This is a genomic window from Micromonospora lupini str. Lupac 08 (genome assembly GCF_000297395.2).
Lineage (GTDB): Bacteria > Actinomycetota > Actinomycetes > Mycobacteriales > Micromonosporaceae > Micromonospora > Micromonospora lupini.
This window is the reverse complement of record NZ_HF570108.1, coordinates 194,026-205,782: the sequence shown is the minus strand read 5'-3', so window position 1 is coordinate 205,782 and position 11,757 is coordinate 194,026. Positions and strand designations below refer to the sequence as shown.

Here is an 11,757-nt window from a genome sequence, read left to right as displayed (position 1 = left end):
GCTGGCGCGCTGGCCGCTGGCGCCCTGGCCACCGCCGCCCTGACCGCTGGCGGCTGGCCCGGCGGGCTTACCACCACCGCCGTCCCGGCCGCTCTGATCCCCGCCTTCGGGAGCCCGGGACTCGCCGGGACCGGAGGTCCGCGAACCGCCCGGCTGGTCGGCGGGCCTCCCGGTCGGCGAAGCGGCCGGAGCCGAGCGTTCTCCACCCGGACCACCCCCCGGTTGCTGCCGGTCCTGACCCTCGGGCGGCCGTTGCCCCTCGCCCCCCTGCCCCGCAGAGGTCGGGTGCGCCTGCGCGGAAGCCCGATCCACCGGCCACCGGCCCTTCAGGCGCGACTCCGGCGGCTGGCCTTCCGCCGGGCGCGCTCCGGCCGGGCTCGACTCCGCAGACCCCGACCCGGCCGGGCGATGCTCTGCCGACCCCGACCCCGACCCCGACCCCGCAGACCGGGACTCCGCCGACCGGGGCTCCGCCGGGCGGGCGCGCTGTGCTCGTGTCTGGTCGCCGAGGTCGCCCGGCAGGCCCGCCTGTCGGGCCAGCTCGTCGCGTACGCCGGAGTGCTGCGCCAGGGCGCTGACCCCGGCGGCGCCGGCGGCGGTCAACTGCTCGGTACCACGGTTGACGTCGTCGAGAGCGCTGCTGGCCGTCCGGGACAGGGATTCGATGACCTGCGGGTTGTTGTCGATCGTGTCGAGTGCCCGGCCCAGGAGTGTCACCACCTGTTCCAGCCGTACGCGTAACTGCGCCTCGGCGTGCACCCCGTCGATGTCCAGCTCGACGCCGTGCAGGTGGACCCGTACGCCGGCGTCGAGCTGGAGCAGGTTGGCCAGCCGGGCGCGCAGCGAGATGTCGGCGTCCAGACCGTCCACGACCAGCCGGATCGAGTCGACCGAGACATTCGGGATGTCGAGCAGGACGTCCGGGTCCCCGGCGTCGACGTTCCGGTCCGGATCTCGCTGCTGCGCGTTCTCGCTCATGCTCTCCCGCTCCCGTACGCCGACCCGGTCGTCCGGGCCGTTCGGCGCGGGTACCCGCTTTCCGGCGGGGCATCCCGTCCGTGACGGCTTGGCAACCCACTGTCTGGAACCGGGCACCTCGCGAAGCTGCACAGCGAGGCATCAGCCGGTATGGTCCGGGCCTATGGGACAGGGGATGGCTGATCCGGCCGACATCCGGCAGGACCTGGAGCGGTTCTCCTTACGCTGCAGTCTCCTCGTCCCGGGTCCCCCGGAGCGGGCGTTCGCGGTCTTCACCGATGACCTGACCGACTGGTGGGTCACCGAGTACACGTGGTCCGGGCCGGAGGCCCTCGCCGAGCTGGGCATGGAGCCCCAGGCCGGCGGCATGCTCTACGAGATCGGCCCGTACGGCTTCCGCGCCGACTGGGGACGGGTGCTCACGTGGGATCCGCCACGGCGGCTGGTCTTCGCCTGGCAGATCGGGCCGGACCGGGTGCCGGTGCCGGACCCCGCGAAGGCCAGCGAGGTCGAGGTGCTGTTCCTTCCCGACGGGCCGGAACGGACCCGCGTCGAACTGGAGCACCGGCACTTCGATCGGCACGGCGAGGCTGCCGAGGGATACCGCAAGGCGCTGACGGCGGGCTGGCACGAGTTGCTCACCCGCTACCTCGCCACGGTGTCGCGCCCTCATCCCGCCGGTCCCGCCTGAGCCCAGGCCAGCGTCACAGTCAGCGGCCGAGTTGTCGACCGGCCCGGTTGCCGTCCAGGCCCCGGCCGCCCAGGTGCGCGCGGTTTCCGGCCTCCGCCCCGGAGCCGAAGCCCGTGCCGCCGAGCCGGCGTGCCGGCGCGGTTCGCAGTCGCGGGTACTCCTCGGTCAGCCGCCGCTGCACCCGGTCGGAGCGGTCGGCAAGCACCAGCGCCACCGACGGGCCGCCCGACTCGCCGGCCGCAGCCGTCTCGGCCGCCCAGAGTCGGCCCCCGATCACCTCCGCGAAGCCGGCGAGCCAGGACCGTCGGAAGGCGGCCGGATGGTCGTCGGCGGGCACCGCCGTGGCGGCCAGGCCCTGCGCGGCCTGCACGAGCAGTGAGGTGAAGAGCAGGTCCACCCGTTCCAGGTCGCTGGCGAAGCCGAACAGGTGCACCGCGAACCCGTTGCCCTGCCGGCGACGGACGCAGCGGCAGCGCAGCGGCTCGGCGACGGCCGCGAGCAGGCCGACCTTGTCCCGGGCGTACGGGGCGACGACGTCGAGCACCCGGTCGCCGACCGGGTCGCTGGTCGGGTCCCGGACGGCGAGCAACGCCCTGTCGACGCCGTAGCGGGCGATCAGCTCGGCCGCCTTGGCGGTGAAGGCCGCCGCCTCGGCGGGTGTGCAGGCCGGGTCCTCGGCCTGGGCGAGCAGCTTGCGCACCTTGCTGAGCATGGCCTCGGACATGCCCCCAGAGCTATCACACGCGGCGGACGATCTGGGACCACGAGGGTATTGATCGATCAGTATCATCGTCACGATCAGCTCGACCGTCCAATACGGACGGTTAGCCAACTGTTCCGGAGGCACGCATGTCATCCCCGAAGGCCCGCCTGCTCGCCGTCGCCACGGCCGCCGCCCTGCTCGCGACCGGCGCACCCGCCGCCGCCCAGGCCGCCGCACCGGCCGCGCAGACCACCGACTCCACCGACTTCACCTCGGGGCCGAACCTCTTCGCCCCGCTCGCCACGTGTTACGGCGGGGCGGTCCGCTCGTTCTTCCAGACCGGCGGCTACGGCGGCCAGGCCGGCCCGTACCGCACCACGAGCCGGTGCCGCGACATCAACGTGCGCAACGCCAGCGCGTACGGCACCGACGCCTGCGTGATCTTCATCGACAAGACCGGCAACTGCAACTACTGGACCTACCTGCCGGCCAACTCCGGCTGGATCACCGTGGCGACAAACGTCCGGGACGGGGTCAACTTCCGGGTCCGCTTCGACAACGTCCGCTACGAGTACGAGCCGCTGGTCGCGTACCACGCCTTCTGAACGGTCCGTGCGGGCGCGGCACCCGACGGGCGCCGCGCCCCGGAGGCGGGGTCAGCCGGCGCGGCTTCGCAGGGTGGCGATCGTCGAGCCGGCGAGCGTGAGCAGGCAGTCGGAGAGCAGCCCGTCGGCGGCGGCCGCACCGAACAGGGCCTCCCCGGTCGGCACGTCCCGGTTGGCGTACGCGCTCACGAAGCGGGCCACCCAGCGGGTGTCGTAGTCCGCCTGCTCGATGCCCGGGAAGTCCAGTGCGCATCCGGTGTTCGGTGGGGCGTCGCCCACCATCGTCGCCGCGAGGCACCAGGCGACCCCGTACGCGCCGGGCAGGCCGGCCCGGTCGACGACCGCGTCGAACGCACCTGTCACCGCTTCCCCATCGCCGGCCAGCGCCGAGCGGAGCACGGCGGTCGCGTCGTCGAACGTCTGCTGTGGTAGGTCCGTCACCCAGCGCACAGTAGGACGGGGGGTCAAGGCCGGCCAATTTCGTCACTCTGCGTGTACGACGCGAGCGACCTGCGCATTTCGTCACCTCCACGGTCCCGCGGCCGGCCCCGGCACGCTAATGTGCGCAGCGGACCTTCGCCGGAGGAAGGACGACCATGCTCGTATCACGCCGCTCGCGGGTGGCCACACTGGCTGCCTGCGCGACGATCCTGCTCGCCACAAGCGCTTGCGGGGATGACAAGGCCGAAGAGGGAAGCGCCCAACAGGTGCGCCTCTACGGCACGGACGGCAACATGCTCAACTCCTACCCAGCGGAGTTGAAGGAACGCGCTGATCTCGTCGACGGGATGAAGGGGACCACGCCGCTCACCCCGCTGCCCGACGACTTCAAGAGCCGGCTACGGTCCGTCAATCCGGCGCTGACGGACTACCTCTACTCCGCCGAGACGTACGACGCTGTGGTGATCGGTGTGCTCGCGGCCCAACTGGCCGGCAGCACCGACCCGGCCGCCATCGCCAAGCAGATCGTCGGCGTGACCAACAACGGTCAGCGGTGCGAGGACCCGGCCACCTGCCTCACGTTGGCCCGGGCCGGGCAGGACATCGAGTACCGCAGCGTCTCGCTGGCCCGTGCCGGTTTCACCGACAAGGGTGAGCCGGCCACCGCGAGCTACGCGACGCTGACGTTCGACGGCAAGCAGATCAACGAGGGCAAGACCGAGTTCGTCGGCGCGGGCGCCGAGTCGGCGGCGAGCACCAAGACCCCGCCGAAGGCGAGGAAGCCGCGCCCCGGTAACAACGACGACCAGAAGCCGCTGATCGTGGGTGGCCTGCTGCCGAAGACCGGCGACCTGGCGATCGCGTACCCGCCCATGGCGGCCGGCGCGGCGCTGGCGATCAGGGAGATCAACGCCGCTGGCGGCGCGCTGGGCAAGCCGGTGACGTGGAAGGACGGCGACGACGGCACCAGCACGGCGGTGGCCAAGGCGACCGTCGCCAAGCATGTGGCCGACGGGGTCAGCATCATCATCGGCGCCGGCGCCTCGGGCATCTCCCGCGAGGTGCTGCCGGACGTCGTGCGGGCCGGCAAGATCCTCTTCTCGCCCTGCAACACCGACGCCAGCCTGACGGACATCGAGGACAAGGGCCTCTACTTCCGTACCGCCCCGCCGGACAGCCTGCAGGGTCGGGCTCTGGCCGACGTCGTCCTCCGCGACGGGTCGCAGAAGATCGTCATCGTCGCCCGCAAGGACTCCTACGGTGAGGGCCTCCAGGCCACCGTCCGTGACGAGCTGGAGAAGGCCGGCATCGCCGCCGACCGCCTCAAGCTGCTCACGTACGACCCTCCGGCCGACTCCAACGCGGCCCCCGTGGACTTCACCGGCGGCGCGAAGGAGATCAAGGAATTCGGTGCGGACGCCGTACTCATCATCGGTTTCGGTGAGTCGGCCCAGGTGATCCGGGCGGTCGCCGACTCCGGGGTGCAGATCCGGCACTGAGCACCACCGCGGACCGCGACGGCCGCACCGGCTTCGGAGCCGGTGCGGCCGTTCCGTGTCACCGCGTCAGCGGGCCCGGCGGCGCTCCAGGAACTCGGTCATGCGGCGGTGCTTCTCCTCGTCCTCGAAGAGGACCGCCTGGCTGACCAGGTCGAGCTGCGGATGTGCGGCGGCGGGTGCGTCCACCGCCAGCTTGGTGAGCCGCAACGCCAGCGCCGAGCCCTGTGCCATCTCGTCCAGCAGCCCGTGCGCCACCGCCAGCAGCTCGCCGGGTTCGTCCACCACCCGGTTCACCAGGCCGATCCGCAACGCCTCGGCGGCGTCCACCCGCCGGCCCGTGAACAGCAGCTCCTTGGCCCGGCCCTCGCCGACGAGGGCGGGCAGCCGGTGGGTCGCGCCGGCGCCGGCCAGAATGCCCAACCGCACCTCCGGCTGACCGAAGACCGCCCGCGCCGTGCACACCCGCAGATCGCAGGCGTACGCCAGCTCCGCGCCACCGCCCAGCGCCGGGCCGTCGACGGCGGCCACGCTCGGCATCGGCAGCGCCCGGATGCGCGCGAAGGCGGCGGAGTTGATCGCCGCGAGGGCGTCGGTGCGGCCCCGCTCGCGGAGCTGACCGATGTCGGCGCCCCCGGCGAAGATGCCCTCCGCGCCGCCGGTCAACAGCAGCAGCCGGGGGTGCGCCTCCAACTCGGCGCAGACCTGGTGCAGCTCGGCGATCAGGTCGGCGTCGATGGCGTTGCGCTTCTCCGGCCGGGCCAGCGTCACCACGAGCCGATCCGGCCGCTCCTCGATCCGCAACCCACTCACCGTGCCCACTCTCCGTTCGCGACTGCGGGGCTCGCAAGCTCACTCCTCGCGCTCACCGTGCCCACCCTCCGTCGACGACCGCGCTCACCGCTTCACACCGTCTTCCCAGTGGTAGAAGCCGTGCCCCGACTTCTTGCCCAGCCGCCCGGCGGCCACCATCTCCACCAGCAGCTCCGGCGGCGCGAAGCGGTCCCCGTACGCGGCCTGGAGGGTGCGGGCGATGTCCAGCCGCACGTCCAGGCCGACCAGGTCGGTGAGTTCCAGCGGCCCGATCGGGTGCCGGTAGCCAAGCACCATCGCCTTGTCGATGTCGGCCGGGCTGGCCACCTGATCGGCGACCATCCTGATCGCCTCCAGGCCGAGGGTGACCCCGAGCCGGGAGGTGGCGAAGCCGGGCAGGTCGCGTACGACGACGGGGTCCTTGCCGAGCCGGCCGGCGAGCGCGACGGCCGCCGCGGTGGTCTCCTCGGCGGTGGCCGGGCCGACCACGATCTCCAGCAGCGCCATCGCCCAGACCGGGTTGAAGAAGTGCAGGCCGAGGAAGCGCTCGGGCGCGTCCAGGCCCGCGGCCAACTCGCCGATGGCGATGCTCGACGTGTTGCTCGCGAGCAGGGCCGGGCTCAGGGTGGCGGCGTCCCGCAGCACCGTCCGCTTGAGGTCCAGCCGCTCCGGCACCGCCTCCACGATCACCTCCGGAGCGGGGGCGACGTCGGCGAGGCTCGGGCGCAGGGTCACCCGCTGCCGGTTCGCGGCGGCCTCGTCGGCGGTCAGCTTGCCGCGCTGCACCGCCCGCTCCCACAGGTCGGCGAGCCGGGTCAGCGCTGTCGCGCCCCGGGCCGCGTCCACCTCGACCAGCTCGACGGAGTGCCCGGCCCCGGCCGCCACGTACGCGATGCCGAGCCCCATCGTGCCCGCACCGACGACCACGAAACGATCGTTCATCACGCCTCCCTGTCCGCCCCGGTGGCGCGCGGGGTCCCCGCCACGCCGGCCCGGATGCCCGGTCCGCTCCGCTCGCTCATGGTGCGACCCTAGACAGCACGACGACCCCGCCCATGCGTGGGGGAGCGCGCGATCGGGTACGTACGGCCTGTCAACCGAGGGAAGGACCGCATCGAGATGAGCCAGGCACCGGAGAGCGTCACCACCGGGGAGAGCACCGACTCCGAGATCGTGGAGACCCGGGGCGACGAGCGGGTCGACCTGCTGCGCGCCGACACCAACAACGACGGCAAGACCGACGTGTGGGTGGTGGACACCGACGGCGACGGCAAGGCCGACCTGTTCCAGTTCGACACCGACGGTGACGGCAAGGTGGACATCACCATGGTCGACATCGACGAGGACGGCACCCCCGACGAGGTGGTCGACGGCGATGGCGGTCTCCCGCCCGAGGAGCTGACCCCGACCGTCCAGGTCTGATCCGCCGCAGAGGGGGCCCTCGTCGAGTCGACGAGGGCCCCCTCTCCGATCAGTCGGCGAGGCGCAGGGTGGCGAGGTAGTAGGGGGCGTCGCGGTCGTCCACATCGGTCAGCCGCCAGGCGCTGCCGTGCACCAGCTCGGCGAACTCGTCCGGCGAGCAGACCAGGTAGTCGAACCACTCGGTGCCCAGCTCCCGGTAGCGCAGCCGTAGTCGCAGCTGGCCACCGAGCCGGCCCCGGCGGCGGTTGCGCTCGTGATAGCCGGTGTGCAGCGGATCGCGCGTGCCGTACGGGTTGGTGCCGTGCGCGATGATCTGCGCCCCCGGTCGGGCCAGCGCGGCGAGGGCGGCCAGGAACCCGGGCGCCCGCTCCCGGCCCTCGAACAGCCCGAGGTTGTTGCCGAGCAGCAGGAACGTGTCGTACCGCTGGCCGTCGGCGACGTGCGTGTCCACCGTGCCGTGCACCAGCCGTCGTACGCCGCGACGGCGGCTGACCGCGAGCGCGCCCGCCGACGTGTCCAGCCCGGTGACCGGCACGCCGCGCTCCTGGAGCAGCAGCGCGATCCGGCCGGCCCCGGTGCCGACGTCAAGCGTCTCGCCCCGGGCCCGGTCGACGGCCCGGTGGTCGTAGGGCTGCCAGTCGGCCGGCCCGTCGAGGTAGTGCGCGGCCGGGGCACCGTTGATCAGGCCGTCGTCGCGTTCGATGATCTCGATGACCGGCCGGGGCAGTCGCCCGCCGACCATGGGCCGCGGTCCGACACCGGTGGCCACGGCGAGCGCGTCCCGCAGCAGTTCACCGACCACGTCACCGATAAGAGGCTCCCCCGTCACGGGGTTCACGCTATCCGGCCACTGCGTGGCCCGCAGCGGCCGTATCCTGGCGGCGTGACCACGCTGGACCGGCTGTCGGCTGAGAAGTACCTCCTGCTCACGACCTTCCGCAAGGACGGTCGGGCGGTGCCGACCCCGGTCTGGGCGGTCCGCGACGGTGAGGCGTTGGCCGTCTGGACCCGGGCCGACTCGGGGAAGGTGAAGCGGATCCGCCACAACGGCGAGGTGACAGTGGCGCCGTGCGACGTCCGGGGCCGGCCGCACGGGGCGGAGGTGCCCGCTCACGCGACCCTCTACGGTGGCCGCGACACGGGCCGGGTACGCGACCTGCTCAAGCACAAGTACCGGCTGATCGGCCGCCTGAGCCTGCTCGGCAGCCGGCTGCGCCGGGGCGAGGGTGGCACGGTCGGCATCCGGGTCACGTTGACCGAGGGGCAGCGCTGAGGGCGGGCACGACAAACCGCGGGCACGACAAACCGCGGGCACGACAAAGGGCGGCGGACCGAGATCCACCGCCCTTTACCGAAAAAACTCGTACCGGCTCAGTCGCCCTGCCGCTGCTGCGGGATCTGACCCTGCAACAGCGCCCTGACCTCCGACTCGCGGTATCGACGGTGGCCACCCAAGGTGCGGATGGCACTGAGCTTGCCCGCCTTCGCCCACCGGGTCACCGTCTTCGGGTCGACACGGAACATCGACGCCACCTCGGCCGGCGTGAGTAGCGGCTCTGGTTCGTGCGTTCGCGATGCCATCGGTCACTCCTCCACATGTATAGACATCGGCCGGGGTCCCGCCGGCCGACGCGTCTCCCATGGTCCGGCTAGTCCCCGATGTCCGACATGGGCCGAACGGATGAAGGTCCCTAGACGGACGGATGAACCATGCCCGATTTTTACGACTTTTACACGGCAGAAACTACCTTATTCGGACTCATGATCACGGTTCGTGATGCGTCAACTACGAGCACACCTCGCCTTGGGAGCGCTCCTAAGGGCGAAATGCGTTAGTTGCACCGCTCCAGCAGCTGTACGGCACGCCAGCGGGCCACCAGCTTGTCGTACGCGGCGGACGCCTCCTCGGCCTCGCCGCGCGCCAACCCGGCAAGGCCACCGGCGACCAGCTCCGGCGAGTCGTCCGCGGCCAGGGTCTCGTCGGAGAGCAGGTCGACCAGGCCGCCGTAGTCCAGCTCCACCACCGAACGCGGGTGGAACTCCTCCAGCCAGCGGGCCGCCTCCTCCACCGCCTCGGTGATCGGCGCCTCGCCCACCGACTTGCGCAGCACCGACAGCGCCCGCGAGGAGCGGCGACGGGCCTTGGAGATCTCCGTCCGGTAGCGCAGCGCCCGCCGGCCCGGCTCGGTGACCTGATCCCGTTCCGCCGGGTCGAAGAGCACGAACCACCGCAGCGGTACGCCCCAGGTGGCGATCTGCTCGTGCACCCGGGGAACCCCGTGCTCCAGCACCCGGGCACCGCTGCGCCAGTCGTCGACGACCGCCCTGGCCTGCCCGGCGAGCACCGGCGGCACGAACGCGTCGGCGAGCACCGAGGGCACCCCGTCGCGGGCGTTGAGCGCCGCCTCGGCGACCCGGATGCGCAGGTTCCAGGGGCAGACCAGCAGGCCGTCGTCCGTCTCCAGGACGTACGCCTCCTCGGGCAGGTCCGGCAGCCGGGTCCAGCCCGCGCCCAGCGCCTCGATCACCGCCGTGCGCTGGCGGCCGGGGCCCTCGACCGGGGCGACCGCCCGCCCTTCCGAGACGTAGCGGCGCCAGTAGCTCTGCCGGTCCCGGTCGAAGGCGGTCAGCGGCTCGTACACGCGCAGGTAAGAAGCGAAGAGCGACGGCACCGCGCGATCCTCCCACGAACCGCTCTCGTACGCGCCCAGCGGCCGGACCATGCGCGCCGCAACGTGGGACGGCGGCGGCACGTCGGGCGGTCGTACGGCGGCCGATACTAGGCTCGACCGCACCGGCAGCATCCCCGCCGGGGTCCACCAGGTCCGCGTCCCACAAGGAACGCACACCACTCAGGAGCCAGTCATGGGCGTATTCGCGAGCACCGACGATCCGGGATCGACAGGTCACGAACAGGTCGTCTTCTGCCAGGACAAGCAGAGCGGCCTGAAGGCGATCATCGGGATCTACTCCACCGCGCTGGGGCCCGCGCTCGGCGGCACCCGCTTCTACCCGTACGACAGCGAGGACGACGCGCTCGCCGACGTGCTCGATCTGTCCCGCGGAATGGCGTACAAGAACGCTCTCGCCGGGCTGGACCTGGGCGGCGGCAAGGCCGTCATCTGGGGCGACCCGGAGCAGATCAAGAGCGAGGCGCTGCTGCGCGCGTACGGCCGCTTCGTGGAGTCGCTTGCCGGCCGCTACTACACCGCCTGCGACGTCGGCACCTACGTGGCCGACATGGACATCATCGCCCGCGAGACCCGGTACGTGACCGGCCGCAGCGTGGAGCACGGCGGCGCCGGAGACTCCTCGATCCTTACCGCGTGGGGCGTCTTTCAGGGGATGCGGGCCGCCGCCGAGCACGTCTGGGGCGCGCCGAGCCTGCGCGGCCGGCGCGTAGGCGTGGCGGGCCTCGGCAAGGTCGGCAAGTACCTGACCGGGCACCTGCTGGAGGACGGCGCCGAGGTGGTCGCCACCGACGTCAACCCGAAGGCCCTGGCCTGGGTACGCGCGAACCACCCGCAGGTAACCCTGGTCGACGACGCCACCGCGCTTGTCGCGGCGGACATCGACGTGTACGCCCCGTGCGCGCTGGGCGGCGCGCTGAACGACGACTCGGTGCCGGCGCTGCGCGCGAAGGTGGTGACCGGAGCGGCGAACAACCAGCTCGCGCACCCGGGCATCGAGAAGCTGCTGGCCGACCGGGGCATCCTCTACACCCCGGACTACGTGGTCAACGCCGGCGGCGTGATCCAGGTGGCAGACGAGATCGAGGGCTTCAACTTCGAGCGGGCGAAGCTGCGGGCCACCCGGATCTACGACACGACCCGCGAGATCCTGCACCTGGCTGACGCCGAGGGCGTGCCGCCGGCGGTGGCCGCGGACCGGCTGGCCGAGCGTCGGATGGCCGAGGTCGGTCGCCTGCGCACGATCCACCTGCGCTGATCACCTGAGGAGGCGGAGGCGGATCGACCGGGATCCGCCTCCGGGCCTCCCGCGCCGCTCGATCTCGGTAAGCTGAGGCCGGGTCAAGTTTGGCATGTTTTGTCCGGTGTCACGGGTGCTCATCGTTCCGCTCCTTACCAGGTACACTGGGTGACGGCCGGATCGCCGCGACGCGCAGAGCCGGCCGACGGTAACCCGAGGTGCCGAACGATGGCATCCCCATGTACCGTAAGAGCCACGAGAGATGCCTGACGTCATCGGGGCCCGCCTTCGGGCTGCCCCGCATTCTGTGCGAGGGGGTCGAGCCATGGGGCGCGGCCGTGCTAAGGCCAAGCAGACGAAGGTGGCCCGGGAGTTGAAGTACCACTCCCCGAACACCGACCTCACCGCCTTGCAGCGCGAACTGGCGGGTGCTGGTAAGTCTGAGCACCACTTCGACGACGACTCAAAAGAGTTCGTCGACGACGATGATGAGAATCACGCGGACGACGACCCGGATCCCTGGGTCCGACCGACCCGCTGACCTCTCGACAGCTGAGCACGCGGTGACGCCCGCGTGCTCACGCATGTGCCCATCGGGAGCGAGATCGGTGCCGATCATCAGGGGCCTGCCCTGACCGGAGGTCACTCCGACCGGTCGACAGGCCCCTGATCACGGTC

Annotated in this window: 15 protein-coding genes; 7 read left to right on the top strand and 8 right to left on the bottom strand. The window is 71.9% G+C overall.

The features are described from left to right. Positions 1-978, bottom strand: a 978-nt coding sequence (locus MILUP08_RS35745) for a hypothetical protein (protein ID WP_051065645.1), incomplete at its 3' end; no start/stop codon positions are given. Between the two features lie 163 nt (positions 979-1,141). Between MILUP08_RS35745 and MILUP08_RS02155 the strand changes: the two genes are divergently transcribed. After that, a complete protein-coding gene (locus MILUP08_RS02155) occupies positions 1,142-1,669 on the top strand; it encodes an SRPBCC family protein (protein WP_039905213.1) in 528 nt (175 codons plus the stop codon). 19 nt (positions 1,670-1,688) lie between these two features. Here MILUP08_RS02155 and MILUP08_RS02150 read toward each other — a convergent pair whose 3' ends face one another. Next, positions 1,689-2,393, bottom strand: a complete 705-nt coding sequence (locus MILUP08_RS02150; protein ID WP_007454351.1) for a DUF2786 domain-containing protein — start codon at positions 2,391-2,393, stop codon at positions 1,689-1,691. Between the two features lie 125 nt (positions 2,394-2,518). Between MILUP08_RS02150 and MILUP08_RS02145 the strand changes: the two genes are divergently transcribed. Then, positions 2,519-2,977 (top strand): hypothetical protein, encoded by a 459-nt coding sequence (locus MILUP08_RS02145; RefSeq protein ID WP_007454349.1) that lies wholly within the window; start codon positions 2,519-2,521, stop codon positions 2,975-2,977. A 51-nt stretch (positions 2,978-3,028) separates the two neighbouring features. Here MILUP08_RS02145 and MILUP08_RS02140 read toward each other — a convergent pair whose 3' ends face one another. After that, positions 3,029-3,418, bottom strand: a complete 390-nt coding sequence (locus MILUP08_RS02140) for a hypothetical protein (RefSeq protein WP_039907157.1) — start codon at positions 3,416-3,418, stop codon at positions 3,029-3,031. A 155-nt stretch (positions 3,419-3,573) separates the two neighbouring features. Here MILUP08_RS02140 and MILUP08_RS02135 point away from each other — a divergent pair, with 155 nt between their 5' ends. After that, a complete protein-coding gene (locus MILUP08_RS02135) occupies positions 3,574-4,917 on the top strand; it encodes an ABC transporter substrate-binding protein (RefSeq protein WP_007454344.1) in 1,344 nt (447 codons plus the stop codon). A 66-nt stretch (positions 4,918-4,983) separates the two neighbouring features. On the opposite strand, the gene MILUP08_RS02130 is transcribed toward MILUP08_RS02135, so the two are convergent. Further along, on the bottom strand, positions 4,984-5,727 hold the full coding sequence (locus tag MILUP08_RS02130) for an enoyl-CoA hydratase/isomerase family protein (RefSeq protein WP_007454342.1): 744 nt from the start codon (positions 5,725-5,727) through the stop codon (positions 4,984-4,986). An 84-nt stretch (positions 5,728-5,811) separates the two neighbouring features. Then, entirely contained in the window at positions 5,812-6,669 is an 858-nt protein-coding gene (locus tag MILUP08_RS02125; protein ID WP_007454340.1) for a 3-hydroxyacyl-CoA dehydrogenase family protein, read from the bottom strand. Between the two features lie 177 nt (positions 6,670-6,846). On the opposite strand from MILUP08_RS02125, the gene MILUP08_RS02120 reads away from it, so the two are divergent. Continuing rightward, positions 6,847-7,149 carry a hypothetical protein gene (locus tag MILUP08_RS02120; RefSeq protein ID WP_007454338.1) on the top strand — a complete coding sequence of 101 codons (303 nt, stop codon included), beginning with the start codon at positions 6,847-6,849 and terminating at the stop codon, positions 7,147-7,149. Positions 7,150-7,198: 49 nt separating this feature from the next. On the opposite strand, the gene MILUP08_RS02115 is transcribed toward MILUP08_RS02120, so the two are convergent. Continuing rightward, positions 7,199-7,978 (bottom strand): class I SAM-dependent methyltransferase, encoded by a 780-nt coding sequence (locus MILUP08_RS02115; protein WP_007454336.1) that lies wholly within the window; start codon positions 7,976-7,978, stop codon positions 7,199-7,201. A gap of 54 nt (positions 7,979-8,032) precedes the next feature. Between MILUP08_RS02115 and MILUP08_RS02110 the strand changes: the two genes are divergently transcribed. Further along, positions 8,033-8,422: a PPOX class F420-dependent oxidoreductase gene (locus MILUP08_RS02110; protein ID WP_007454335.1), complete on the top strand. Its 390-nt coding sequence runs from the start codon at positions 8,033-8,035 to the stop codon at positions 8,420-8,422. 98 nt (positions 8,423-8,520) lie between these two features. Here the strand turns inward: MILUP08_RS02110 and MILUP08_RS02105 are convergent, their stop codons facing one another. Further along, positions 8,521-8,730, bottom strand: a complete 210-nt coding sequence (locus MILUP08_RS02105) for a BldC family transcriptional regulator (protein ID WP_007073996.1) — start codon at positions 8,728-8,730, stop codon at positions 8,521-8,523. Between the two features lie 251 nt (positions 8,731-8,981). Then, a complete protein-coding gene (locus MILUP08_RS02100; RefSeq protein ID WP_039907154.1) occupies positions 8,982-9,821 on the bottom strand; it encodes a DUF8083 family protein in 840 nt (279 codons plus the stop codon). 193 nt (positions 9,822-10,014) lie between these two features. Here MILUP08_RS02100 and MILUP08_RS02095 point away from each other — a divergent pair, with 193 nt between their 5' ends. Then, positions 10,015-11,097, top strand: a complete 1,083-nt coding sequence (locus MILUP08_RS02095) for a Glu/Leu/Phe/Val family dehydrogenase (protein ID WP_007454331.1) — start codon at positions 10,015-10,017, stop codon at positions 11,095-11,097. Positions 11,098-11,404: 307 nt separating this feature from the next. Next, positions 11,405-11,620: a DUF3073 domain-containing protein gene (locus tag MILUP08_RS02090; RefSeq protein ID WP_007454329.1), complete on the top strand. Its 216-nt coding sequence runs from the start codon at positions 11,405-11,407 to the stop codon at positions 11,618-11,620. The last annotated feature ends 137 nt before the right edge of the window (positions 11,621-11,757 follow it).

Bases quoted from the DNA above. Each gene is read 5' to 3' on its own strand.
- MILUP08_RS02155 (WP_039905213.1), top strand. From the start codon at position 1,142: ATGGGACAGGGGATGGCTGATCCGGCCGACATCCGGCAGGACCTGGAG.
- MILUP08_RS02150 (WP_007454351.1), bottom strand. From the start codon at position 2,393: ATGTCCGAGGCCATGCTCAGCAAGGTGCGCAAGCTGCTCGCCCAGGCC.
- MILUP08_RS02145 (WP_007454349.1), top strand. From the start codon at position 2,519: ATGTCATCCCCGAAGGCCCGCCTGCTCGCCGTCGCCACGGCCGCCGCC.
- MILUP08_RS02135 (WP_007454344.1), top strand. From the start codon at position 3,574: ATGCTCGTATCACGCCGCTCGCGGGTGGCCACACTGGCTGCCTGCGCG.
- MILUP08_RS02125 (WP_007454340.1), bottom strand. From the start codon at position 6,669: ATGAACGATCGTTTCGTGGTCGTCGGTGCGGGCACGATGGGGCTCGGC.
- MILUP08_RS02120 (WP_007454338.1), top strand. From the start codon at position 6,847: ATGAGCCAGGCACCGGAGAGCGTCACCACCGGGGAGAGCACCGACTCC.
- MILUP08_RS02105 (WP_007073996.1), bottom strand. From the start codon at position 8,730: ATGGCATCGCGAACGCACGAACCAGAGCCGCTACTCACGCCGGCCGAG.
- MILUP08_RS02095 (WP_007454331.1), top strand. From the start codon at position 10,015: ATGGGCGTATTCGCGAGCACCGACGATCCGGGATCGACAGGTCACGAA.
- MILUP08_RS02090 (WP_007454329.1), top strand. From the start codon at position 11,405: ATGGGGCGCGGCCGTGCTAAGGCCAAGCAGACGAAGGTGGCCCGGGAG.